The sequence below is a fragment of the Streptomyces botrytidirepellens genome (assembly GCF_003721215.1).
GTDB lineage: Bacteria > Actinomycetota > Actinomycetes > Streptomycetales > Streptomycetaceae > Streptomyces > Streptomyces himastatinicus.
The window spans coordinates 1-24,203 of sequence record NZ_RIBZ01000310.1; the positions used below are offsets into that span (position 1 = coordinate 1).

Annotated in this window: 18 protein-coding genes; 6 read left to right on the plus strand and 12 right to left on the minus strand. The window is 70.8% G+C overall.

Features of this window, described 5'->3' with window-relative positions:
* Together EEJ42_RS26135 and EEJ42_RS26140 are read left to right on the plus strand one after the other, a co-directional pair.
* Positions 1-960 (plus strand): SAM-dependent methyltransferase (locus EEJ42_RS26135; protein WP_148082032.1); only part of this gene is annotated, 960 nt, incomplete at its 5' end.
* Entirely contained in the window at positions 957-1,811 is an 855-nt protein-coding gene (locus EEJ42_RS26140; RefSeq protein ID WP_123103512.1) for a DUF1295 domain-containing protein, read from the plus strand. The genes EEJ42_RS26135 and EEJ42_RS26140, both read left to right, overlap by 4 nt.
* A 39-nt stretch (positions 1,812-1,850) precedes the next feature.
* Here the strand turns inward: EEJ42_RS26140 and EEJ42_RS26145 are convergent, their stop codons facing one another.
* A complete protein-coding gene (locus EEJ42_RS26145; protein WP_123103514.1) occupies positions 1,851-2,033 on the minus strand; it encodes a hypothetical protein in 183 nt (60 codons plus the stop codon).
* Positions 2,034-2,055: 22 nt separating this feature from the next.
* Positions 2,056-2,691, minus strand: a complete 636-nt coding sequence (locus tag EEJ42_RS26150; RefSeq protein WP_123103516.1) for a DUF6338 family protein — start codon at positions 2,689-2,691, stop codon at positions 2,056-2,058.
* An 81-nt stretch (positions 2,692-2,772) separates the two neighbouring features.
* On the opposite strand from EEJ42_RS26150, the gene EEJ42_RS53910 reads away from it, so the two are divergent.
* Complete coding sequence (locus EEJ42_RS53910; RefSeq protein ID WP_148082033.1) at positions 2,773-5,973, plus strand: CHAT domain-containing protein; 3,201 nt, start codon at positions 2,773-2,775, stop codon at positions 5,971-5,973.
* Positions 5,974-6,017: 44 nt separating this feature from the next.
* Here EEJ42_RS53910 and EEJ42_RS26160 read toward each other — a convergent pair whose 3' ends face one another.
* The gene (locus EEJ42_RS26160; protein ID WP_246097387.1) at positions 6,018-7,391 is read right to left on the minus strand and encodes a cryptochrome/photolyase family protein; all 1,374 of its coding nucleotides are present in this window, start codon (positions 7,389-7,391) and stop codon (positions 6,018-6,020) included.
* A gap of 229 nt (positions 7,392-7,620) precedes the next feature.
* Here EEJ42_RS26160 and EEJ42_RS26165 point away from each other — a divergent pair, with 229 nt between their 5' ends.
* Positions 7,621-8,847 (plus strand): RNA-guided endonuclease InsQ/TnpB family protein, encoded by a 1,227-nt coding sequence (locus EEJ42_RS26165; RefSeq protein ID WP_123103542.1) that lies wholly within the window; start codon positions 7,621-7,623, stop codon positions 8,845-8,847.
* 28 nt (positions 8,848-8,875) lie between these two features.
* Here EEJ42_RS26165 and EEJ42_RS26170 read toward each other — a convergent pair whose 3' ends face one another.
* Together EEJ42_RS26170 and EEJ42_RS26175 are read right to left on the minus strand one after the other, a co-directional pair.
* A complete protein-coding gene (locus EEJ42_RS26170) occupies positions 8,876-9,679 on the minus strand; it encodes an anti-sigma factor (RefSeq protein ID WP_123103522.1) in 804 nt (267 codons plus the stop codon).
* The gene (locus tag EEJ42_RS26175; RefSeq protein ID WP_123103524.1) at positions 9,676-10,260 is read right to left on the minus strand and encodes a sigma-70 family RNA polymerase sigma factor; all 585 of its coding nucleotides are present in this window, start codon (positions 10,258-10,260) and stop codon (positions 9,676-9,678) included. Before EEJ42_RS26175 ends, EEJ42_RS26170 begins: the two co-directional genes overlap by 4 nt.
* Positions 10,261-10,410: 150 nt before the next feature.
* Here EEJ42_RS26175 and EEJ42_RS26180 point away from each other — a divergent pair, with 150 nt between their 5' ends.
* Positions 10,411-11,331, plus strand: a complete 921-nt coding sequence (locus tag EEJ42_RS26180; protein ID WP_246097388.1) for a class I SAM-dependent methyltransferase — start codon at positions 10,411-10,413, stop codon at positions 11,329-11,331.
* A 6-nt stretch (positions 11,332-11,337) separates the two neighbouring features.
* On the opposite strand, the gene EEJ42_RS26185 is transcribed toward EEJ42_RS26180, so the two are convergent.
* The 5 genes from EEJ42_RS26185 to EEJ42_RS26205 all read right to left on the minus strand — a co-directional run bounded on the left by EEJ42_RS26185 (position 11,338) and on the right by EEJ42_RS26205 (position 17,415).
* Positions 11,338-12,513, minus strand: coding sequence for a S1 family peptidase (locus EEJ42_RS26185; protein WP_123103528.1), 1,176 nt, complete (start codon positions 12,511-12,513; stop codon positions 11,338-11,340).
* Positions 12,514-12,675: 162 nt separating this feature from the next.
* Complete coding sequence (locus EEJ42_RS26190; RefSeq protein WP_123103530.1) at positions 12,676-13,515, minus strand: aldo/keto reductase; 840 nt, start codon at positions 13,513-13,515, stop codon at positions 12,676-12,678.
* Positions 13,516-13,559: 44 nt separating this feature from the next.
* On the minus strand, positions 13,560-14,249 hold the full coding sequence (locus tag EEJ42_RS26195) for a hypothetical protein (protein ID WP_123103532.1): 690 nt from the start codon (positions 14,247-14,249) through the stop codon (positions 13,560-13,562).
* Between the two features lie 115 nt (positions 14,250-14,364).
* Positions 14,365-16,191 carry an AMP-dependent synthetase/ligase gene (locus EEJ42_RS26200; protein ID WP_123103534.1) on the minus strand — a complete coding sequence of 609 codons (1,827 nt, stop codon included), beginning with the start codon at positions 16,189-16,191 and terminating at the stop codon, positions 14,365-14,367.
* 366 nt (positions 16,192-16,557) lie between these two features.
* Positions 16,558-17,415: a LysR substrate-binding domain-containing protein gene (locus EEJ42_RS26205; RefSeq protein ID WP_123103536.1), complete on the minus strand. Its 858-nt coding sequence runs from the start codon at positions 17,413-17,415 to the stop codon at positions 16,558-16,560.
* A 141-nt stretch (positions 17,416-17,556) separates the two neighbouring features.
* Between EEJ42_RS26205 and EEJ42_RS26210 the strand changes: the two genes are divergently transcribed.
* Positions 17,557-18,630: a bile acid:sodium symporter family protein gene (locus tag EEJ42_RS26210; RefSeq protein WP_123103538.1), complete on the plus strand. Its 1,074-nt coding sequence runs from the start codon at positions 17,557-17,559 to the stop codon at positions 18,628-18,630.
* A 65-nt stretch (positions 18,631-18,695) separates the two neighbouring features.
* Here the strand turns inward: EEJ42_RS26210 and EEJ42_RS26215 are convergent, their stop codons facing one another.
* Both EEJ42_RS26215 and EEJ42_RS26220 read right to left on the minus strand, forming a co-directional pair.
* Complete coding sequence (locus tag EEJ42_RS26215) at positions 18,696-22,172, minus strand: NACHT domain-containing protein (RefSeq protein ID WP_184503281.1); 3,477 nt, start codon at positions 22,170-22,172, stop codon at positions 18,696-18,698.
* A 175-nt stretch (positions 22,173-22,347) separates the two neighbouring features.
* Positions 22,348-24,183: an exo-alpha-sialidase gene (locus tag EEJ42_RS26220; RefSeq protein WP_425472959.1), complete on the minus strand. Its 1,836-nt coding sequence runs from the start codon at positions 24,181-24,183 to the stop codon at positions 22,348-22,350.
* Between the last annotated feature and the right edge of the window lie 20 nt (positions 24,184-24,203).

Genomic DNA, 24,203 nt, shown 5'->3' on the forward strand with positions numbered 1-24,203 from the left:
GCCATCGGCCCCCCTCCGGCCGCCCCCGGCGGCCGCGCCCGCCTCGGCGGCGCCCCGTACTCCCGGACCCGCTCCCGCGCCGCCATCAGCCACCACCACGCCTTCCTCAGCGAGTTCTACGAGCGGCTGCTCGACCCCTCCATGGCGTACTCCTGCGCCTACTGGACCAGCCACGACCCCTCGTACGGCCTCGCCGACGCGCAGCGCGACAAGCTGGAGGTCATCTGCCGCAAGCTCGCCCTGGTGCCCGGCGCCCGGCTGCTGGACATCGGCTGCGGCTGGGGCGCCCTCGCCCTGTACGCCGCCGACCGCCACAAGGCGCAGGTCACCGCCGTCACCCTGGTGCCCGAGGAGCGCGACTTCGTGCGCGAACGGGTCGACGAACTCGGCCTCGGCCAATTCGTCGAGGTCGTCCTGAGCGACTACCGCGACCTGGAAGGCGGCCAGTACGAGGCCGTGGCCTGCGTGGAGATGGGCGAACACGTCGGCCACGACCAGTACCCGCGCCTCGCCCGCACCCTCCACGGCATGCTGCGGCCCGGCGGCCGCGCCCTCGTCCAGCAGATGTCCCGCGCCGCCGGAACCCCCGGCGGCGGCGCCTTCATCGAAACCTACGTCGCCCCCGACCTCCACATGCGGCCCCTCGGCGACACCATCGGCCTGCTGGAGGCCGCCGGGCTGGAGGTGCGCACCTCCGAATCCCTGCGCGAACACTACGTCCGCACCGTCGGCGCCTGGCGCGAGGCGCTGGAGGCCCAGTGGGACGCCTTCCGGCTGCTGGCGGGCGACCACACCGCCCGCATGTGGCGGCTCTACCTGGCCGGTGGCGCGCTCGCCTTCGAGGAACGCCGCATGGGCATCGACCAGATCCTCGCCGTACGGCCCACCGCGCGCGGCGTCAGCGGCATGCCCGACACGCCCGCGGACTGGTACCCGGCGCCCGCGCTGGAGGCCGCATGACCGCATTCCCCTGGCCCGCCTTCGGCGTGGGCCTCGTGTACAGCGCCATCGCCGCTCTGCTCATCATGCTCGTCACCTTCCTCGTCGCCCTCGCCAAGGGAGTCCACCGCATCGTCGACGTGGCGTGGGGGCTCGGCTTCACCGCCATCGCCCTCGTCACCTTCGCCGCCTCCGACGGCCACGGCGACGGCACCCGGCGGCTGCTCACCACCGTGCTCACCGCCGTCTGGGGGCTGCGGCTCGCCGTCCACATCGGCGTACGGCGCTGCGGGCACGGCGAAGACCCCCGTTACGAACGCCTCCTCGCCCGCGCCCCCGGCAACCGCCACCTCTACGCCCTGCGCGTCGTCTACCTCCTCCAGGCCGCCCTGATCTGGCTCGTCTCCCTCCCGGTCCAGGCCGCCCAGTACGCCACCGGCGCCCTCGGCCCCGCCGCGGCCGCGGGCGCCGCCCTCTGGCTCCTCGGCCTCACCTTCGAAGCCGTCGGCGACTCCCAACTCGCCCGCTTCCGCGCCGATCCGCGCAACCGGGGGCGGATCATGGACCAGGGGCTGTGGCGGTGGACGCGGCACCCCAACTACTTCGGCGACTTCTGCGTCTGGTGGGGCCTGTACCTGCTCGCTTGTGCGGGGTGGCAGGCCACCGCCGTCTCCGTCATCTCGCCCGTGGTGATGAGCCTGTTGCTGACCCGGGGGTCCGGCAAGGCCCTGCTGGAACGCCACATGGCCGACCGCCCGGGCTTCGCCGCCTACGCTTCCCGCACGAGCGGCTTCTTCCCCCTACCCCGCCGCCGCGCCCCGAGCCCCCACCTCGCCCCGCCGCACAACCGGGGGCGCGGACAAAAGGCGTGACCCAGGCCGTCGGCTGCTCGGTACGGTGTACGCCTGGCGTCAGGTGTCCAGCGGTGCCGTCGTGCTCGACGCGGTGGACGAGGCTCCGGCCGGCCCCTGCGGTGCCTCTTCTGGTTCCGGCTCCTCCGTGGCAGGCGCGTAGCCTCGGGGCTCGCCGGGGGAACGGAACAGAGCCAGTTCGTCGGGGGTCAGGCCGTCGGCGGGGGTGCTGCCCTGTGCCATGGTGAACTTCTCCTGTACGCGGTCATGCCCCGTCGGGGCGGGGGCTCGCTCGCGACGGTGGCTCCAGCAGTTCCAGTATGTCGATGTCCTCGGCTCGCACATAGAGGCCGGATGTGCCGTCGACTCGGGCCACGAAGCTGCCGTCGGGGGCCATGCGCCAGGTGGACTGAAGATACAGCTCGGGCGGCTGGGGGTACGACGTGGCGTACGACCCACTGCCGAACCAACCCCCCACCCAGGTACCGTCCTTGAGCCGGACCCGGACGAACGACGCCCCCCGGTCACGGAAGACGTGGTCCCACGCGGTCGGCGTGGGGCGGTAGCGCCCCCGGAGCGTGCGCCGCTCGCGCCAGGAGAGCAGCGCGGCGCCCAGCGCCGGGAGGGCGAAGAGCAACAGCAGTGCGTGGAGGGCCGCGTCGCGCGTTCGTGCGGGGTAGCTCGCCGGGCGCAGGAGTTCCACGAGATGGGTGCCGAGTACGGCGAAGTACAGGCTGTCCAGCACCACCGAGGCGGTCAGCGCCCGGAGGATCCGGTGCCCGGTCTCCGTCTCCGCGGGAACCGGGCCGCGTCCGTGTTCCCGCACCAGCTGGTAGGTGATGCCCGGCAGGAGAGCGACGACGATCAGCAGGAGCTGGGGAACGGTGGAGGGAAGCGGCATCGACGGGCCCGTTTCATGAAGTCGGTATCTGCGGTCGCCAAGTTACGCTGCGATCCGATGTGACGTGGGGGGGAGCGAGCATTGGCCAAAGAAGCACACCAGTTGGTGGCGGAGTTCGCCCGCTGGATCGACGCGGTGGTCGAGGCGCGCGATCCGGCACGGTTGTTCGACACATCGCTCACCGCCTCGGCGCCGTGGATCCTGTGGCGGGCGCGCGGCAGCTACTCGTTGTGCGCCGGGGTGCTGCACCGCCTCGGGAAGCTGCACCGGGAGCGCTGGCGGTGCCTGGGGGACGAAGAGGGCGCGACGGACCACGACCTGTGGCTGCTGTTCCAGCACTCCCAGCTCGCCGCCCGCCCGCAGGCCGTACTGCGGGAGGCCGAGGTGTTGCGCCGGGGCAGACACCTTCCCACAGCGCGCCGCCGGCGGAGGGATCAACGGCCCTTCAGCGAGTACCTTGCGAGCAAGCGACGGCTCGTGGCCATGCGGCGCGGTGTACCCGGCGACGATGTCGTGGCGGACGCGCGTCACCTGTCCCGTCACCTCTTCGACCCGCATCTCAAGGCGGACGTGGACGACTTCCTCCGGTCCATCGGCGAGGAACCCCCACCCCCGGTCCGCCCGGAAGCGCCGTCCCCGGCCGCACCGTCGCCGGTGTCCAGCGGGCATGATGCCCGTGCCGGCGGCCGACCCGAACGCCCCATCGTCCAGCGGTATCTGGAGCTGGTCGGAGTGCTGCATGCCGCCTCGCCCGCGGAGAGAGCCATGCTGAAGGGCTCCGTGGCGGCCGAGTTCGTCGCGGCCGAGGCCGCCGCACTGGCAGAAGCGGAGCGACAGGAGCGCCGGTTCCACGCCACGGGCGATCCAGCTCTCCTGCAGGACGCGATGTCCGCCCTCGGCGACGCGGAATTCGCCGGGTCCGTGTCGAGGGGGCTCCAGGGCCACGAGGACAAGGTGCGCTCCGCTTGCTACGCGGGCGATCACGCGCGTCTGTTCCGCGTCCGCTTCCTGCACTCGTGTGTCTGGGACGACATCCACCAAGCCACGGTCAGCGTGCGCCTCGCTCTCGACAGGCTCCCTGTGGAGGAGACCGAGCTCAAGGCCGGTTACCTCATGGACCTGGGCCGGACCTTGATGACGGCCCACGAGCACAAGTTCAACATGTACGGCGCGAAGTGCGGTCCCGACGAGGTGGAAGAGGCCGTCACGGCCCTGCGCGACGCGTGGGACCTGGTCGCCCCGGGCGCTTCGCCCGAGCGCGAGCACCTGCCCGCGACGATCCTGCTGCACCTCGGCCACTGTCTCGCCCGCCGGGCGCTGGTTCTGGACGACGCGGACGAGGCCGACCGCGGCGTGACGGAGGCGCTGGATGTCTTCACCCGCGCCGGAGTCCTGCTCCGGGAGAGCGCCGCCATACCCGACACGGCGATGACGGCGTCACCGGACGCGCCCGACCGTGCCGAGCTGGTGAGTTGCCTGCGGATGTACCGGGCACAGGCCACGATGCTGTGGGCCATGGCCAGAGTGGATCGTGCCAAGCTGGAGGAGGTCCGCTCCGAGGCGGCACGGCGGGTCGCGGCCACGGCTCACGAGCCGCAGTGTCAGGCCCAGTGGCAGCAGCTGCTCGGCTACGCGGAAGCTGCGCTCGCCACCCTGTTCGGGAAGGCCGGTGCGGACGAGCAGGCGTTGGCGGCCCTCGGCGCCGCCGCCACGGCGGACTCGGGGACCGAGGCACCGTTCCGGCAGATCAATGCCGTGCGTCTCTACGCCACCCTGGCCATGGGGAACGAGCAGTGGACGGCTGCGGCCGATCAGCTGCGGCTGGGGCTGGGGCTGGCCCGCGAGCAGGACGCCCTCGGCATCCCCGCATCCGCCCGCCGGCAGTGGCTGCTGCGCGCTCGGGGCCTGCTCGCCGATCTGGTGACCTGTCTCGTCTCCGCCGGTGAGAGCGAGCAGGCGGTGGTCGCCCTGGAGGAGCATCGCGCGATCCTGCTGCACGAGACCCTGGGGGACCGCACCGAGACGGTCGGCCTCGCACGGGCCGTGCCCGCACTCGCCCGCGAGTACCGGGAGGCTTCGGACGCACTGCACCGCTTCGACACCGGCACGGACGCGACCAGCCCGAACCATGCCGCCCGCCGGCTTGCTCTGCTGGCCCGGCGGGACCGGGTCACGCAGCGCATCCGGGCCGTCGAGGGCTTCGAACGGTTCAGGCGGGCCCCCCGCCACGAAGACCTGGCGGCGGTGGCCCGCGACGGAGAGCCCGTTGTCCTGCTCAGCACCGGTTCCCTGCGCGGAGACGCCTTGGTGCTCCGGTCCGACGGGACGCGTGCGGTACGGCTGCCCCGCCTGGGCAAGGCTCGGACGGAGGAGCTGGTACGCACGCTGTACGGCGCCCTGAACGGGGCCGAAGCGGCGCTCGCCGAGCAGGACCAGGAGGAGTATCTGCGTCGGCAGCGTGCGGTCGGGGACGTGCTGGAGGCGCTGTGGGAGTCGGCGGTGGCGCCGGTCCTGGAGACGGCCGGGTTGGGACAGCAGGACGCGCCGCGACGGGTGTGGTGGGTTCCCTCCGGCCCGTTGTGCTACCTCCCCCTCCATGCGGCCTCCGTCCCTGGTGGCCCCTCGTTGCTGGACCTGGCGGTGTCGTCGTACGCCCCGACGGTCCGGCTGCTGCAACACGGTCGGCGCCGCACGCCCGTGACCGACCGCCGACCGCTGGTCGTCAGCATGCCGGAGACTCCGGGCGCGTCGTCGCTGCCCGGTGCCGACCAGGAGGCGGACTTCCTGGCGGACCTGTTCCCCCGGGCCCGCACGCTGCGCGGCGCCGCGGCCACGCGGGACGCCTTCGAGCGGGAACTGGCAGGCCATCCGTGGCTGCACTTCGCGGGCCACGGCATCAACACGCACGACGGTGCGGTGCTGTTGCTGCACGACTGCGAGGAGCGCCCTTTCTCGACCGACGACGTGCTGCGGCTGGACCTGCCGGACGCCGAACTCGCCTTCTTGTCGGCCTGCGAGACGACACAGAACTCGATTCTGCTGCCGGACGAGTCCACGCATTTCGGTGCCGCACTGGCCGTGGCGGGATACCGGGATGTCGTCGGCACTCTGTGGCGCGTGAACGACCAGATCGCGGTGAGGGTCACCAGGAGCTTCTACGGACGCCTGACATCGGGGGAGTACGACCCGGCCTTGGCCCTGCACGAGGCGATCAGGGAACTGCGCGCCGCGTACCCGCGCATGCCGGGGCTGTGGGCCTCCCACATCCACATAGGCCCCTGAGACGACCGCGGGGTGGGTAGGGGCGGGGTGGGGAAGGCTCCGGGTCAGCGGGTATGGCGGTGTTCGCGGAAGCGGGCGGCGGCTTCCGCCAGGTCCACGATCGGGGGCGGGTAGGACACGCCGGGGAGCGACCAGGGGGTGTGGACGCGTCGGCCGGGGACCTCGGCGAGCTCCGGGACCCAGCGCCGTACGTACGCGCCGTCCGGGTCGAAGCGGCGCGCCTGCGCGAGGGGGTTCAGGACGCGGTTGGGGCGGGTGTCCGTGCCCGTCCCGGCCACCCACTGCCAGTTGAGCTGGTTGTTCGCCACGTCCCCGTCCACCAGCAGGTCGAGGAAGTGCCGCGCCCCCACCCGCCAGTCCACGTACAGCGTCTTCGTCAGGAAGCTCGCCACCAGCAGCCGGGCCCGGTTGTGCATCCACCCCTCCGCCGCCAGCTGCCGCATCCCCGCGTCGACGAGCGGATAGCCGGTGCGGCCCGCCTTCCAGGCGGCGATGGCGGCGACGGCGTCGTCGTCGGAGCGCCAGCGGTCGCCGCGCGGGCGGTAGTCGGTGTGGGAGGCGTCCGGGCGGGCGGCGAGGACCTGGTGGTGGAAGTCGCGCCAGGCGAGCTGCCGTACGAAGGCGTCGGCGCCGGGCCCGCCGGACTTCCGCGCGCGGTGCACCAGCTCCACCGGGGACAGGCAGCCGAAGTGGAGGTAGGGGGAGAGCCGTGAGGTGGCGTCGCCCGCCAGGTCGTCCTGACGGTCGGCGTAGGCGCCCAGCCCCGACCGCAGCCAGGCGGTGAGGCGGCGGCGCCCGGCCCGTTCGCCGCCCTCGGGCAGCCCGGGGGAGGGGCTGCCGGAGCCCAAAAGGGACACGGCGGCGACCGGTTCGGACCGCACCCCGGACGGCACCGGCACGCCGCGCGGCGCGGCGAAGGGCGTGCGCAGTTCGACGCCCTGCCAGGCGCGGAAGTACGGGGTGAAGACCGCGAAGTGGTCCTTCCCGGACGGGGTGACGGTGCCGGGTTCGGCGGCGGTGAGCACGGCGCCGTGCACCCTCAGCGCCCCGCCCAGGGCCTCCCGCAGCCGCGCCTCCCGCCGCCCCGCGAACGCGCTCACCCCGCCCGCGATGTGCACCTCCCCGGCGTCGGCCTGTTCGGCCACCCGGCGGATCTCCTCCACCGCGTCACCCGTACGGATGACCAGCCGGCCGCCGCGCTCCCGCAGGCCCGCGTCGAGGTCGGCCAGGCAGTCCCGCAGGAACGCCACCCGGTTGGGCACGGCGAACCCCGCCGCGGCCACCCGGCGGTCCACGACGAACAGCGGGATCACCCGGTCGGCCGCGCGGAGCGCCGCGTGGAGCACGGGGTTGTCGCGCAGCCGCAGGTCGGAGGTGAAGACGGCGATCGAGGTGGTGGGTGTTGTGCGTGTGGTCACGTCTCTCGCTTGCCGATCATCTTGCGTGAAAGCCCCGGCCTTCAGACCAGGGATGAAACGCATCTCGGGACTGCTCTGACCTCCTTCGCAGCGTGTCAGCATCTCATCGGTGAACACTCCACGCTGGTATCTGGTCACAAAGACCGGGTAAACGTGCATCCCGAAACCGCATGTCTGCCATGACAGAATTCATCCTCGCTGTCTGTAAGGCCACTGTATGGTCGTGTTCGTGCAACTCCGCTACAACTACCGGGTCTACCCGGACGCCCCACAGCGCCGCGCGTTGGCGCGTGCGTTCGGGTGTGCGCGGGTGGTGTGGAATGACTGTCTGCGTGACCGGGAGGAAGCACACATGGCGGGGCTGTCGTATGTGCCGTCGGCCGAGTTGTCCCGGCGTCGCATCACTCAGGCCAAGCGCACCACCGAGCGGGCCTGGCTCGCCGAGGTATCGGCGGTTGTGCTCCAGCAGTCCCTGCGCGACCTGGATACCGCCTACAAGAACTTCTTCGACTCCCTCAAAGGCGCACGCAAAGGCCCCAAGGTCGCCCCGCCCCGCTACAAGTCGAAGAAGGACAACCGGCAGTCCATCCGCCTGAACACCAACGCCTTCTCCCTCCAGCACAACGGCACGGTGTACGTGGCCAAGGTCGGCGCAATCAAGGTCACCTGGTCCAGGCCGCTGCCCGCCGCACCCACGTCCCTGACCGTCACCAAGGATGCGTCAGGCCGGTACTGCATGAGCTTCGTGGTGGACACCGAACCGCACATCCTTCCCGAGCTGGATACCGAAGTCGGCATCGATCTGGGCCTGACCACCTTCGCCGTTCTCTCCGACGGCACTCGCATTCACTCCCCGAAGTTCCTGCGCCGCGCCGAGAGGAAACTCAAGCGGTTGCAGAAGGACCTGAGCCGCAAGGCCAGGGGGTCGCAGAACCGGGCCAAGGCCCGTATCCGGGTCGCGCGGCAGCACGCCCGAGTGGCCGACCGGCGCCGGGACTGGCACCACAAGGCTTCCACGCAGATCATCCGCGATAACCAAGCGGTGTATGTGGAGGACCTCGCGGTGTCCGGCCTGGCCCGGACCCGGCTGGCCACGTCCGTGCACGACGCCGGGTGGTCGGCGTTCGTGCACATGCTGGAGTACAAGGCGGCTCGGTACGGCCGGTACTTCGGGAAGATCGGACGCTTCGAGCCGACCTCGCAGAGGTGCTCCGTGTGCGGAGTCAAGGACGGCCCCAAACCCCTGCATGTCCGCCAATGGACGTGCAGCGGATGCGGGGCCGTCCATGACCGCGACGACAACGCCTCCCGGAACACCCTGGCCGCCGGACGGGCGGACAGGCCAAACGCCTCGCAGAGCGCAGGTAAGACCAGGACGAAAGTCCCGGCACAGTGCGTTGAAGCAGGAAGCCACCCAGACGGTCGCCCGACCGCGACTGGAATCCCCAGGCTTTAGTCCGGGGAGCACGTCAAACCGGGCGCCCTCACCCCGCCGGGAGCGACATCAGCCCGATCGGATCGGTCGTCGGCGCCTTGGAGCCCCCGGCGGGCTCGACGGTCACCCCGACCCCCGACGCCTTCCCGACCGCGCCGCTCAGCAGGGCGGCCGTACCGCGGCCGGTGCCCGTGTCGGCGGTGTCCATGAGCCCGGCCGACCGCATCGTGCCGCCGTCGCTGAACCACAGCTGGTACACCCGCCCTTCGGGCGGTTTCGGCAGGCCGGAAGCGAGGAAGGCGGCCTTGTCCAGGGTGTGCGACACCACGACCGTGCCCGTGGCCCCGTTCGTCAGCTTGGCGTTGCGGCTGTGGGCGTCCGGGGCGGCCAGCACCTCGGCCACCGCTTCCACCCGCGCCACCTGCTGTTCGGAGCGGCGGGCCGTATCGCGCGCGTCGGACGCCTGCTGGTTCTGCCACACGGCGACGCCACCGAGCGCCACCGCCCCGGCGAGACAGGCGGCGAGGGCGAAGTTCTGCCACCGGCCGCGCGACGAACGCCGGGGCGTGGTGCCGCCGCCGGAGAACTCCGGTTCGCTTCTCGCCACCCGCGGCGGGTCCTGACGGACCGTGGCGATCCGCCGCATCACATCGTCCTTGAGCACGGGCGACGGCGTCAGCGAGGTGGCCATGCCGAGCTTGGCGGCGGTGGCCCGTAGCTCCCGTACCTCCTGGGCGCATGCCTCGCAGTCGGCCAGATGCCGTTCGAAGGCCAGCAGCTCCCGCCCGGAGAGGGCGTACACCGCGTACGCGCCGGTCAGCGTGTGCAGATCCGCTCGGTCCGCTCTGGTCATGCCCCGACCCCCATGCAGTCGCGAAGCCGGATGAGTCCGTCCCGGAGTCTGGTCTTCACCGTGCCGAGCGGGAGCTGGAGCAGCTCCGCCACCTCGCGGTAGGTGCGGCCACGGTAGTAGGCGAGCGTCACGGACTGACGCTGTAGTTCGGTGAGCCCCTGCATGCAGCGGCGCACCTGCTCGCGCTCCAGCCTGGCCTCCACCTGCTCCGTCACCTCGTCGAAGGCGGGGGTGCGGTTCAGCAGGGCGGCGCGCTCCTCGCGGTCCGACGCGGACTGCGCGGACCGTACGCGGTCGACGGCGCGCCGGTGCGCGAGCGTCATGATCCACGCCATGGCGCTGCCCCGGGCCGGTTCGAACCGGGCCGCGGTCCGCCACACCTCCACCAGGACCTCCTGGGTGACCTCCTCCGCCTGGGCGGGGTCGCGCAGCAGACTGCGCGTCAGCCCGAGGACGGAGCCGCTGACGGCGTCGTAGAGCGCCGCGAAGGCGTTCTGGTCCCCCCGCGCCACCAATCCGAGCAACTCCTCGAGGTCCGGGCCCCTGGGGGCCGGTCCACCGATGAACACGGGCTCTCTCACTAGCCGTCCTTCCGGATGAGCATGTACGACACCACGCAGGTGTCGTATCTCATTCGTCGCCCGGGCGGGTGCGGATTGGTCAGATCAGCTGATTTGCCGATTCGGCAAGGGTGTTTGGCAAAACGGCCCCGGTGCGAGCACGCTCACGACATGACCGCACACCATGGCGCACATGCCCACAACCACGGCCACACCCACACGCACCCGGGCACACAACAGCCCGACTGGGACGCCTTCGCCCCGCTCCTGGAACAGGGTGCCGAGTTGCACACCCCCGTGTACGACCAGGCCATCGCCTGGCTGCGCGAGCGGTTCGCCGCGTCGGACGGCTCCGTACGCCGCGTCCTCGACGTCGGCAGCGGCCCCGGCGTGGTGACCTGCCTCCTCGCCCGGGCCTTCCCGGACGCCGAGGTCGTGGCCGTGGACGGTACGCCCGCCCTGCTGGAGCGGGCCCGGGAGCGCGCCGCCCGGCTCGGGCTCGGCGGCCGCGTCACCACCGTGCACGCCGAGCTGCCGGAGGGGCTCGACCCGGCCACGATCGGCACCGCGGACCTGATCTGGTCGAGCAAGACCGTGCACCATCTGGGCGACCAGCTCGCCGCGCTGCGCCGGCTCGCCGCCGCCCTGCGCCCCGGCGGGCTGCTGGCGCTCGGCGAGGGCGGACTGCCGACCCGCTTTCTGCCCCGGGACGCGGGGCTCGGCCGCCCCGATCTGCCGGCCCGGCTCGAGGCCATCCAGGCGGAGCGGTTCGCCGAGATGCGGGCCGAGCTGCCGGACGCGACGGAGACCGTCGAGGACTGGCCCGGGCTGCTCACGGCGGCCGGGCTCACCGGCGCCACCAGCCGCAGCTTCCTGCTCGACCTGCCCGCCCCGCTCGGCGCGGCGGGCCGCGATTTCCTACGGAACGAGCTGGTCCGTTGGCGCGAGGCCGCCGCCGACCGTCTCGACGACGGCGACCTCGCCACCCTGGACCGGCTGCTCGACCCGGACGACGAGGCCGGGATCATGCGGCGGCCGGATGCCTTCCTCCTGACCGCGCAGACCTTCCACGTGGCGGCCCGTGAAGAGTGACGGCCGTCAGCCGGTGGTGAGGGTGAGCCCGTAGGCGCTGAGGATCGGGTTCACCGGCTGGTAGTACGTCGTACCGCCGACGGTGCAGTTGCCGGAGCCGCCGGAGAGGACGCCCTGCGCCTCGGTGCCGGAGACGAACGAGCCGCCCGAGTCGCCGGGCTCGGCGCACACGTTGGTGCGGGTCACGCCGCGGATGGTGCCCTCGGGGTAGACCACGCTGGTGTTGTGCTGCTGGATCGTGCCGCAGTGCCAGCCGGTGGTGGAGCCCGAGCGGCAGACGGACGAGCCGACCGGCGCCTCCTGGGAGCCGGTGACCGTGATGGTGGTGGAGTTGGGGCCGACCACCAGGGGCGTGGGCGTCCAGTTGGCGTTGGTGGCCACCCACGCGTAGTCGCTGCGGGGGAAGACCGAGCCCTGGAAGGTGCCCTGCGCGACGCGGTTGAAGCCGGTGGTGGTGTTGCCCGCGTCGCCGCAGTGCCCGGCGGTGACGAAACCGGCCTGGGTGCCCTGGGCGACGGAGAAGCCGATGGAGCAGCGGGCGGTGGCATTGATGTAGTACGCCTCGCCGCCCCGCAGGTCATAAAGGGGAGCCGGGCGCTCGGCCGACTCCACGATCCGCACCATGCCGCGGTCGACGCCGCTGGCGTCGATGAACCGCTGGGCCGCGGTGGGCTGGGCCGACTGGACGACCACGCTGTTGCTCTTCACGTCCACGTACCAGAGGGAGGCGGTGGTGGCGGAAGGGGGTCGCTCCTCGGCCACCCGGTCCAGCGCGTCCTTCGCGGCGTTCAGCTTCTCCAGGCTGTGGCCGACGACGGTGGCCTTGGCACCGGCGGCCGTGATGGCGCCGCTCTGGGCCTCGTCGGTGGTGCCGACGATGAGTTCGGCGGTGTTCCCGGCCACCCAGGTGCCCGCGTAGCTGCTGCCGAGGTTCTTGCGCCAGCCGGGTTCGGCCTGTCCGGCCTTGTACTCGTTGGATATGCGGGTCCGCGCCTCGTCGGCCGTCAGGCCCAGGTCGCGCTGCATGGCGGCGAGCACCTCGGGCGGGACCTCCCGGTGGGCAGCGGGCGGCGGGGACGGGCTGGCGGTCGCGGGTATGCCCGCTCCGGCGAGGAACAGGGCGGCAATGGCGACGGTGCAGCCCGTGGCGAGCTCAAGACCATGACGACGTCTGCGGCGCATAGTGCGTTCTCCTGTCGCGTGTCACGCTGCGTGTCCTACTGAGCGCCAAGCGTAATTGCGGTGGCAGGGGAGCGCTCGGCGGGCGCGGGCATGACGCCGCCCCGCCGCGCGGTGCGCGACGGGGCGGTGGCGACCGGCTGTCAGACGTTCACCAGATGTCGGTCAGACCTGGGTCAGGTTGAACGTGTCCGGGTTCGGGCCCAGGCGGTTGCCCGAGTCCAGGGAGCCGATCGCGGACAGGTCCTGGGAGTCCAGCTCGAAGTCGAAGACGTCGATGTTCTCCTTGATCCGGGACGGCGTCACGGACTTCGGGATCACCACGTTCCCCAGGTCGAGGTGCCAGCGCAGCACGACCTGCGCCGGGCTCTTGCCGTGCTTCGCGGCGATCTCGGCGAGCTTCGGCTCCTCCAGCAGGCCCTTGCCCTGGCCCAGCGGGGACCAGGCCTCGGTGGCGATGTTGTGGCGGGAGTTGAAGGCGCGCAGCTCCGACTGCTGGAGCTGCGGGTGCAGCTCGACCTGGTCGATCACCGGGGTGACCGAGGCCTCGGAGAGCAGCCGCTGGGTGTGGGCGGGGTGGAAGTTGGACAGGCCGATGGCCTTGGCGCGGCCGTCGGCGTAGATCTTCTCGAACGCCTTCCAGGTGTCCACGTACTTGTCCACCTCGGGCAGCGGCCAGTGGATCAGGTAGAGGTCCACGTATTCGAGGCCGAGCTTGGTCAGCGAGGTGTCGAAGGCGCGGAGCGTGGAGTCGTACCCCTGCTCGGAGTTCCAGAGCTTGGTGGTGACGAACAGCTCGTCGCGCGCGATGCCCGACGCGGCGAGCGCCTTCCCCGTGCCCTCCTCGTTGCCGTAGATGGCCGCGGTGTCGATGTGGCGGTATCCCGCGTCCAGGGCGTTACGCACCGCGACCTGCGCCTCGTCGTCCGGTATCTGCCAGACGCCGAAGCCGAGCTGCGGGATCCGAACGTCGTTGTTGAGGGTGATGAAGGGGACCTTGCTCACGAGCGGTCGATCCTTACGTCGGAATGCGAACACGTACTCTCTTGTCAACGATCACCGGGCGCCACGCATTCCCGGTCCGCGAGCCGCACCGGCTGCGCGATCTCCGCGCGGAAACGGTGGAGGGTGTGCCCCTCGCGTACCGTCGCGCCCACCGCGACCGCCGCCAGGCTCACCGTACCCCGCGGTGCCCGCACCACCATGGCCAGCCGGTACGTACCGCCGATGGGGACCGTGCCGGTGCGGCGGATCTCCCAGCCCGGGTCGGAGCGCAGCTCGCGCCGGGCCTCCAGGCAGACCCGCTCGCCGGGCGGCGGCGCGTGGCTGTCGTCCCGGAGCGCCAGCCGGGGGCCGAGGCGGACGGGCGCGGACAGGTCGGCGGTATCGGTGAGCTGATGCGGGGACATGGACCAGGCGACCGGTCCGAAGGCGGCGGGCCCGGCCGCCTCGGTGTCCGTCGACAGGGTCAGATCGAGGTTGACCGTGTGCAGCGCGGGTTCCGGCGGGTCCTGTGCGCAGCTGACCGAGCAGAGCAGCAGATGGTAGACGGCGGTGTGCGCCTCGGCCTCCACGAAGGCCAGGAGTTCCGGGTCCCCGGCGACCAGCTCGGAGGTGACCGGGACGGACACGGGTCCGCCCAGGGTGATGTGCCCGGTCAGCGCCGGGGCCTGGGGAGTCTCCTCGGAGACCGGAGTCAGTTCGCGCTCGGGAAGTGCGGGGAGAATGACATCGATCATTTCGTGCCCCCTTCGCGGCTCGGTGGTTCCCAGGGAGTGCGCGTGTCCCCTCGGCCGGCCGGGCGTGGTGCGTCCGCCCAGGCGTGGTAAGGCTGCCTGTGCGCCGTACGGCCGCCTATGCGTGGTACAGCGCCTCGACCTCGACGGCGTACGCCTGTTCGATCGCCTTCCGCTTCAGCTTCAGGGACGGTGTCAGGAGACCATGCTCCTCCGAGAACTGCGCGGCAAGTATGCGGAACGTACGAATCGACTCGGCCTGCGAGACGGTGGTGTTCGCCGCGACCACCGCCCGCCGGATCTCGGTCTCCAGATCCGGGTCCCGCACCAGCTCAGCTGCCGCCATCTCCGGTTTGCCGCGCATCGTCAGCCAGTGCGAGACGGCCTCCGGGTCCAGGGTGACCAGCGCCGCGACGTACGGGCGGTCGTTGCCGACCACGACGCACTGCGCCACCAGCGGATGCCCCCGCACCCGGTCCTCCAGCCACACCGGTGAGACGGTCTTGCCGCCGGAGGTCACCAGGATCTCCTTCTTCCGCCCGGTGATCGTCAGATAGCCGTCGTCGTCCAGCGTGCCCAGGTCGCCGGTGGCCAGCCAGCCGTCGCGCAGCACGGCGTCGGTCGCCTTCGGATCGCCGAGGTAGCCGTTGAAGATCTGGCCGCCGCGCAGCCAGATCTCGCCGTCGTCGGCGATGTACACGGTGGTGCCGGGGATCGGCTGGCCGACCGTGCCGTAGCGGGTCCGCTCGGGCGGGTTGGCGGTGGCGGCCGCGGTCGACTCGGTGAGTCCGTACCCCTCGTAGATGGTGACGCCCGCGCCCCGGAAGAACAGCCCGAGCCGCCGCTCCATGGCCGAGCCGCCCGACATCCCGTGCCGGACGCGGCCGCCCATCGCGCCGCGCACCTTGCTGTACACGAGCTTGTCGAAGAACTGGTGCTGCATGCGCAGCGAGGCGCTGGGGCCCGTGCCGATGCCGAACGCCCTCTCCTCCACCGCCTCCGCGTACCGCACCGCGATCTCGACCGCCTTCTCGAACGGCCCCGACTTCCCGTCCGCCTCCGCCCGGCGGCGTGCCGCCGCGAACACCTTCTCGAAGATGTACGGCACGGCGAGGATGAAGGTCGGCTTGAAGGACCGGAGGTCCGGCAGGAGCGCGGACGCCGCCAGCTTCGGCTGGTGGCCGAGCTTGACCCGGCCGCGGATCGCGGCGACCTCGACCATCCGGCCGAAGACGTGGGCGAGGGGGAGGAAGAGCAGGGTGGCGGCCTCGTCGCCGCGCTTGGAGTGGAAGGCGTCCTCGTACCGCTCGACGACGTTGTCGCACTCGGCCATCAGATTGGCATGGCTGATCACACAGCCCTTGGGGCGGCCGGTGGTGCCCGAGGTGTAGATGATGGTCGCGGTCTGATCCGGGGTCATCGCCAGCCGGTGCCGGTGGACCAGGTCGTCGTCGATGGACTCGCCGTCGCTCAGCAGCTGCTCCAGCGCCCCGGCGTCCAGCTGCCACAGCCGCTTGAGGTGCGGCAGCCGCCCGACCACCGAGCCGACCGTCATGGCGTGGTCCTCGTGCTCGACCATGCACGCCGACACGGACGAGTCGTGCAGCATCCAGAAGACCTGCTCGGCGGAGGAGGTCGGGTAGAGCGGCACGCTCTGCGCGCCCACCGTCCACAGCGCGAAGTCGAACAGCGTCCACTCGTAGCGGGTGGGGCACATGATGCCGACCCGGTCGCCGAACCGGACGCCCTGGGCCAGCAGTCCCTTGGCGAGCGCCACCACCTCGTCCCGGAACTGGGCCGAGGTCACGTCCTCCCAGTGGCCGTCAGGCGTCTTGCGCCCCAGCGCCACCCGATGAGGGTCGGATTCCGCATGCTCGAAGACGGCATCCGCCAGTCCTCCGGCCTGGGACGCCGGCGCCAACGGGGGGACGGTGAACTCGCGCAATACCTGCTCCTTGAAGCCGCTCCGCACAGCGCCGCGACCGTACCCGATCCGAAGCCCCGGGCGGGAGAGGTGTTTCGTCGGGTAATGGTCGGAATGTGCGCTGACCAGTGAGGTGAAAGGGTGTCAAACGGTCACCGTGGGGACCGGTTTGTACTCAGTCTGACCCTATGCACCGCATGTGTGGCTGATATGTGACGACTTTCTGCACGGAATCTCTCCGATCACGGCACAGGCCCGGCCGGTCGTGCCACGGGCTCCGCCGGTCATGCCACGGGCTCCGCCGGTCATGCCACGGGCTCCGCCGGTCACGGCCCGGCCCGTCACGGCACGGGGGCCCGGCCGGTCATGGCACGGGGGCCCGGCCAGTCACGGCACCGGCCCGGCCAGGATCGCTTCCGCGAGCCGCTCCGCCGCGGCGCGGGTCGCGGTGTCCCGCTGCCGCTCCCCGTACAGCAGGACGAAGTCCACCGGCCCCAGCTCCGGCAGCCCGGCCCGCTCCGGAACCGGCACCAGGCCCGGCGGGATCAGGCCGTCGGTGTGCGCCATCACCCCGAGCCCCGCGCGCGCCGCCGCGACCAGCCCGTTGAGGCTGCCGCTCGTGCACACGATCCGCCACGACCTGCCGTGCCGCTCCAGCACGTCCAGCGCCCGGGCCCGGGTCAGCCCGGGCGGCGGGAAGACGATCAGGGGCAGCGGGCGGCCCGGATCCAGCCGCAGCCCCTCCGCGCCGATCCACACCAGCCGGTCCCGCCACACCAGCTGTCCCTGCGGCCGCTCCTCGGACCGCTTGGCCAGCACCAGATCCAGCTTCCCCGCCTCCAGCCGCTGGTGCAGGGTGCCCGACAGCTCGACCGTCAGCTCCAGATCCACCTCCGGGTGCTCACGGCGGAACCCCTTCAGGATCTCCGGCAGCCGGGTCACCACGAAGTCCTCCGACGCCCCGAACCGCAGCCGCCCGCGCAGCCGGGTGCCCCGGAACCAGCCCGCCGCCCGCTCGTTCGCCTCCAGGATCGACCGCGCGAAGCCGAGCATCGCCTCGCCGTCCTCGGTCAGCTCCACCCCGTGGGTGTCCCGGCTGAACAGCTGCCGCCCGGCCGCCTCCTCCAGCCTGCGGACGTGCTGGCTCACGGTGGACTGCCGCACCCCGAGCCGGTGCGCGGCCTGGGTGAAGCTGAGCGTCTGCGCGACGGCGAGGAACGTACGGAGCTGGGAGGGATCGAACACGCCTTCCACCCTAGGCACGCCCATCACGGAACGCGATAGCAGTCAGTGCGGTATGCGGGATTCCCGATGGGTCCGGTCACGGGCAGGCTGGAGAGGGCCCCGTCCGGACGCCCGCGCCCACGGCAGCGAGAAAGAGAGTTCATGCACCGCCCGCACCATCTGCTCCGCACGACCCGCAAGATCACCCTCCCCTCCTGGCTGCCGCTGGACGGTTTCATCCTCGGCCTGGTCGGCACCGTCGCCCTCGCCGCGCTGCTCCCGGTCAGCGGCCGGGCCGCCACCGTGACGGACGGGGCCACCACCGTCGCGGTCGCCTTCCTCTTCTTCCTCTACGGCGCCCGGCTCTCCACCCGCGAGGCGCTGGACGGGGTACGCCACTGGCGCCTCCACCTGACCGTGCTGGCCTGCACCTTCGTCATCTTCCCCGCGCTGGGCCTGGCCGCCCGCGGGCTGGTCCCGTACGTCCTCACCCAGCCCCTCTACACCGGCCTGCTCTTCCTCTGCCTGGTGCCCTCCACGGTCCAGTCCTCGATCGCCTTCACCTCACTCGCCCGGGGCAACGTCGCCGCCGCGATCTGCGCGGGCTCCTTCTCCAGCCTGATCGGCATCGTCGTCACCCCGGTCCTGGCCGCGCTGCTCCTCGGCAGCAGCGGCGGCGGGTTCTCCGCCGACTCGATGATCGAGATCGCCCTCCAGCTGCTGGCCCCCTTCCTGGCCGGTCAGTTCCTCCGCCGCTGGATCGGCGGCTTCATCACCCGCCACCGCGCGGTCCTGCGCCTGGTCGACCGCGGCTCGGTCCTGCTCGTCGTCTACGCGGCGTTCAGCGAGGGCATGACCCGGGGCATCTGGCACCAGATCACCCCCGCCCGGCTGGCCGTCCTGCTCGGGGTGGAGGCGGTGCTGCTCGCGCTCATGCTCACGCTGACCACGTACGGCTCCCGGAAGCTGGGCTTCCCGCGCGAGGACCGCATCACGATCACCTTCGCGGGCTCCAAGAAGAGCCTGGCCGCGGGCCTGCCCATGGCCAGCGTCCTCTTCGGCGCCCAGGCGAGCCTGGCCGTCCTCCCGCTGATGCTCTTCCACCAGATGCAGCTGATGGTCTGCGCCGTCCTGGCCCGCCGCTTCGCGGACCGCGCCCCGGAGCCCGCTCCCGAAACCGCCGGGGACCCCGCTCCGGGTCCGTACCGGAAGAGATCCCTCAGCCCTCGGCCGTGACCCGCTGAGCGCCCGGGGCTGTTCGGCCCCGGGCGGTGCGATGACACACGGCTGGGAATGAGATGTCAGTGGGGTGACCGGACGCGGTTTGCGGGGACCTCATCCCGGGTCCGGTCCCGGGCGCGACCGCCCATCTGGTCCCAAAATTGCCGCAGATCCGGCACCGCTGCCTTGCGCTGCCATGCTGCCCGTCGGCGGAACCGCAGATAGGACCAGGCGTGGAGCTGCACGAAATTGAGCAGCCCGCGCTGGTTGATGCAGAACAATTCGTTGAGTTCCATGCGGCACTCAGGGCCCTTGGGGGGATACGGGCACAGCATGAACGGGCAGTCATCGGCGCACTGTGAGCCCGGCTGAGACTGCGGTGCCTCGCCGATGGGCGTACGCATGGGATCCAAGGACTCGCGGCTTTCGGTCAGACACGGTGGCAGGAACGGCGGATCCTTCCGGTCTACCCGTGCCAGACGACGTTGCAGATCTTCCTGATGGTCGCCCCGTTCATCGGTGAGCACGGCGAGTATGAGGACATCGGCCAGCAATTGCTGCGCTGCCGGATCGAGGGTGCTCCAGCCAGTGGAAGGAGGTATCCAGAGGTTATGCGCGCGAGGCTCGTGCAACGAGGAGGTCTCCGAGCCGATCTGTGATGCAACATCGGCCTCGTCGATCCACAGAAATCGGTCCGGGTGCCGTGTCTCCAGCGCTTGTCGGGACATCCTGGCCGCTGCCCGCACCAACGGGTGCTCGTCCCGGGGCCTGATCCTTGTGTCGTCGTCATCGTGCCAGTGGAGCCAGTGGCGCACCTGCGCGCGAGGGTTGGAGCCATGGCCGTGCAACGGCTGCCGCTGCGCGATGTCGTCGGGAAGCGCCCACAGCGTGAGGGCATGGAGAAGAGTGAGCCGGGTGAACCAGAAATGTGTTTTGCCGAGCATTTCCCACGCCTTCTCACTGAGGAAGTCTCGAGTGTCGTTCGGCCGGGAGGGAAGATGGCGGTGGTTGGCGGCCTGCTTGAAACCCTGGGCAAGGGCAACTTCCAGCCCCCTGTCGAGCTGCTTCTCTTCCATCGCTTGCGTCCAACGGCAGAGCACTGAGTATGGCGTGTCCCGGTGGTGGGCGAGTGTGCAGGAATTCACCAGCATGGGGCTCAGCCAGGCCCGCATGATGTGACGACGCCGTTGCTTTTCCTCGCCTTCCTGCTCCCAGTCCTCGTGGTCGCGCTCTTCCCTCCGCTCCTCGCGAATCCGCTTGTCGCGTTGCTTGCGACGGAGCCGTTCGCTCTTGGTCGAGTCGGACGGTCGTTCCTCCCGATTTCCGGGGTCTCCGCGCTCCTGTCCTGTCTGGGAGGCGTCCGCCGGACAGGCGTTGCCTGCCAAGGGCAGCGCGAGTTTCTCCTTCAGAGCGTAGAACGCCGTGTCACTGCCCGCGCCGATCTCCCGCGCGATGGCGAATCGCACGGCGTGGGAACGTTCGTCACAGGCCAGGTTGAACAGCAGGTCATATGCGGTCTCTTTCTCCGTCGCATCGGGATTACGCCCAGCCAACAGGCGGGCCGTCGCCCCGATGCGTTTGACCAGGCCCGTTTTGGCGCAGTCGAGCTTGCGCTCGTTGTATTCCTGGACGTTCGGCCATTCGTCCTGGATTTTCTTGACGATGTCCCAGTGCTGAGGCTGATCATCGAAGCTGTCGATATCCAGCGCGGCGGAGTACATCTCCAGGGCCTTGATCCGTAGATCCTGCTCCTCGTCGCTGTCGCCCCACACGTCGCCTCGGGTCAGCGCGTTCTCTGCTGCTCTTCTGAGCAATTCCCTGCTGTGGTGCGTCGTGCACAGCTGTGGCGCTGTACTGCAACTGCACATGCACTCGAGTGAGCGGGAATGGAGTACGAGGGCTGTGCTGAGTTCCCTGCCGGGGTGGTTCAGCGCCTTTCTGAAGTAGTTCGATCCCTTAGTGCCAATCTTGGTGCTCTGCTCGAGCAGAGGGGCCATGTACCGGGAGGCCAAATAGGCCTGCACCACGCTGTGCCGGAAGCGGATGCCCTGTCCCCGGTCGTCCACCAGGCCCAGGCGGCTGCCCCAGCTACCGGCGGTACGTGCGCCGATCCGAATCTTTTCAAGTAGTTCGGGCTTCACGCGGTTGTGCAGCCGTCCCATGATCGCCGCAAGGGCCTCCCGGTCCATGCTGCCGTCGACGTCGCCTTGCTCGGTGAGAGCATCGTAAGAGACCTCGGCGGAGCTTTCCCAGAGCGCGGCGCACGCAAGGGCGGACAGATACTCCACCGTCATGCGTCGCCCCAGATGGGAAATGGGCTGTTCGGGGAAGAGCGCGCCGTCGATGAGCGCCTCGGTCCAGGCTTCCAGCAAGTCGTACCGCAAAGCCCATTCGTCCTGATCGCGTGTGTCCGACGGATCGTCTCCGCCACCGACGATCGGGGCCAGTCGTCCCAGCGTCTCCAGTTCCCTGGCAATCTCGAGGTAGAGGGGGGATCCGGCGACATTGGCCGCCTCCACGACCCAGTCCAGCCGCTGCTTGTCGGAACGCCAGTTGCTGCCCGAAGAAACATAGGACAACGCGGCCTCTTCACTGAGCGGTTCAAGCGCCGTGAGTGCGGCTTGCACCGCCTCCAGGGAGTCGTTGGGACGGGAGGTGACGACTAGGGGAAGCATTGCCTCGTCAGCCTCGGTGATGGCCTGGCGGATGAGGTTGTCGCGGTCGGGGTGTTTTCTGAGTGCTTCCTCAAGGCCGTCGGCCAGTACGACGACCCTGTCCTGCTGATAGCGCAGGCGCTGCCAGATCTTCTCGCCTTCCGACGGCGAAAGTGTCTTGTCCGAGACCTCTTCGAGGAAGCGCTGCCGGGCCAACTCGGCGAAATTCAGTTTCTGCCTGGCATCCGTCATGTCTTCGACGTCCTGGATATCCCGCAACTGTAGGACGACAGGTGCGGCGCCTTTCCGGGCAAGTCGCTCAGTGAGGCGCACGAGAAGCGCAGTCTTGCCGACGCCGATCGTGCCTACTATCACATGCGGACGTCGACGGTCCCTGTCGTGCAGATCGGTCATCAGGGCGTCACACAGCGGGTCCCGTCCCACGACCCGCCCGATGATGCTGCCGGGCTTGACCAGATTGCTCGGATGGCGCCTTGCCTTGCGCAGGTAATACCGCCGTACCCGTCCGAAGCGCCAGAACACGAACCAGGCCACGATGAACACGGCGGTCGAGGAGGTTCCGATGGCTCCCAGTGCCGTCTCTTCCTCGTCGAAGAAACTCCGCAACGGCGCACCGGCCCAAAACAGGTGGACTATCCACATGAGGTAGAGGATGGAGAGCGCGCCGACGAGCACCGGCCACGTCCAGGACCGTGGCCGCGACCAGCGGCGTGGCGTGCGAATGCCGCGGGCGAGGAGCCAACGGTTACGGGCTGTGCGCCAGATCGTCACCACGGGCCAGCTCACCCATGAAGCGAAGCGGCGCAGTCGGCCGGCCGGGGCGGGGCCGGGCGGTCCGGCCGTAAACGTGCTCTCCAACGTCTGCTGATTAACAGCGTTCACCGGGCCTCCCTTCGCCATGGGGCAGGCGAGGGAGCCAGAGACCGTATGCTCGCGAGCCCCGATGAGCTATGAGCATGGGGGCTGCCACCGTGCTGAGGAGGCCGTTCGCCCCTCTTCTTCACCGTAGGCAGGGCCCGCCGCGGATGCCACTGGGCGGCGGCGCCCCGCCTCGGAATCAGCGGGGTGAGCGGACGCGGTCCAGGGGGAGGTGGGCGGTCGCGGATTTCGCGTCGAGCGGGGCGTTGAACTCGCGGACGCGGCGGAGTTCGGTGTCGGTCAGGGCCCGGTCGTAGACGCGGACCTCGTCCAGGGCGCCCGTCATCCGGGAGCGGCCGTCGACCGCCTCGCCGAGGTGCAGGGCGAAGGGGGAGGAGCGGCTGATGGTGCCGGGGGCGTCGGGTGCGGAGACCGGGGCGGTGCCGTCCACCGTGAGGGAGAGGCGGCCGCCGGTGCGGGTGAGGGCCAGGTGGTGCCATGCGCCGTCGTTGTGGGCGGCGGTGGTGCCGACCGAGGCCGAGGTGTAGGTGGCGGGACCGTTGACGGTGGTCATCAGGGCGCGGACGCGGTTCGCGGAGGGTTCGCCGCGCACCCAGACCTGGGCCTGCTTGCCGCCGATGCCGCCCATCCAGAGGAAGGGGTGCTGCCCGGACGCGGCGGAGTAGCGGAACCACAGGCTGATGGTGAAGTCGCGGGTGCCGAGCGGCAGCGAGGAGCGGTAGGGGAGGCGTACGGCGTCGTCCGTACCGTCGAGGGTGAGCGCTCCGCCGAAGCGGCCCCCGTCGGTCCCGGTGGCGCCGCCGAGGACGGTCGCGGGGCGGGAGCGGGGTGCGCGGTCGTCCGTGACCGGGGACGGGGCGGCGCGCGGGCCCAGCCAGTCCTCGGTGAAGCGGGCGAAGCGGATCTCGTCGCGGGCGTCCACCGCGCCGCCCTCGTACATCAGCCCGACCGTGCCGGGTGAGATGAGGGCCATGTCGGAGTAGCCGGACCAGTCGGTGGTGACCACCTTGCCGCGGTCGGTGCCCTCCCAGCTGCGGGCCTCGTCCCAGGAGGAGCGGATCATCATGGTGCGGCGCCGGTCGGGGTCGGCGGGCGCCGCGAACAGCAGCCGCCCGGGGCCGTCGCGGCCCGCGTCGCGCAGCCGCAGGACCGAGCCCTGCACCATCGGCGTGGACAGGTCGGGGATGGTGCGGAAGGGGGCGGCGAAGCTCTCGCCGCCGTCGCGGCTGATGGCGTAGTCGCGGTGGCCGAGGTCGGTGCCGTCCTGCTCGCGCCCGTTGACGTAGACCGAGCCGTCGGACCGTTCCAGCAGCGTCATCTCCGACGGCTTCTGACGGAACGTGCCGTCCTGCGCGATCGGGTACGAGTCCACCGCGCCGACCTTCCAGCGCCTGCCGCCGTCGTCGCTGTAGGCGAGCGCCGCGTGGTTGGCGGTGATGCGGGTGCCGTCGTGACTCTCGGTGTTGACGGTGAAGAGCAGCCGCCCCTTGTGCGGCCCGTGCTTCAGCTGGATGCCGTGCACCGGGCCGGTGGCGTACCAGGAGTTCCACGCCGGGGGCAGCAGGGCGGGGCTCAGGTCGCGCGGGGTGGACCAGGTGGCGCCGTCGTCGTCGCTGTACTGGAGGTGCGGGGTGCGGTCACACGGCACGTCGCAGCTCTGGGAGTCGTCCCGGCCGGTGTTGTACGTGCTGGCCAGCAGGATCCGGCCGGTGCGCGTGTCCACCACGGGCGCCGGGTTGCCGTGGGTGTCGCCGCCGCCCTCGTTGACCACCTGTAACGGGCCCCAGGTGCGGCCCCCGTCGGTGGAGCGCTTGAGCACCAGGTCGATGTCCCCGGCGTCGCCGCAGTTGTCCTTGCGGCCCTCCGCGAAGGCGAGCAGGGTGCCGTCCTCGGACTTCACGATCGCGGGGATCCGGAAGCAGAAGTACCCCGCGTCCTGGGCGGACTTGAAGAGGATCTGCTGGTCGACATCCGCGTCCGCGGAGGAGCCGGAATCGGTACGGGCCGCGGACACGGTGTCGTCCGTGTCCGCGG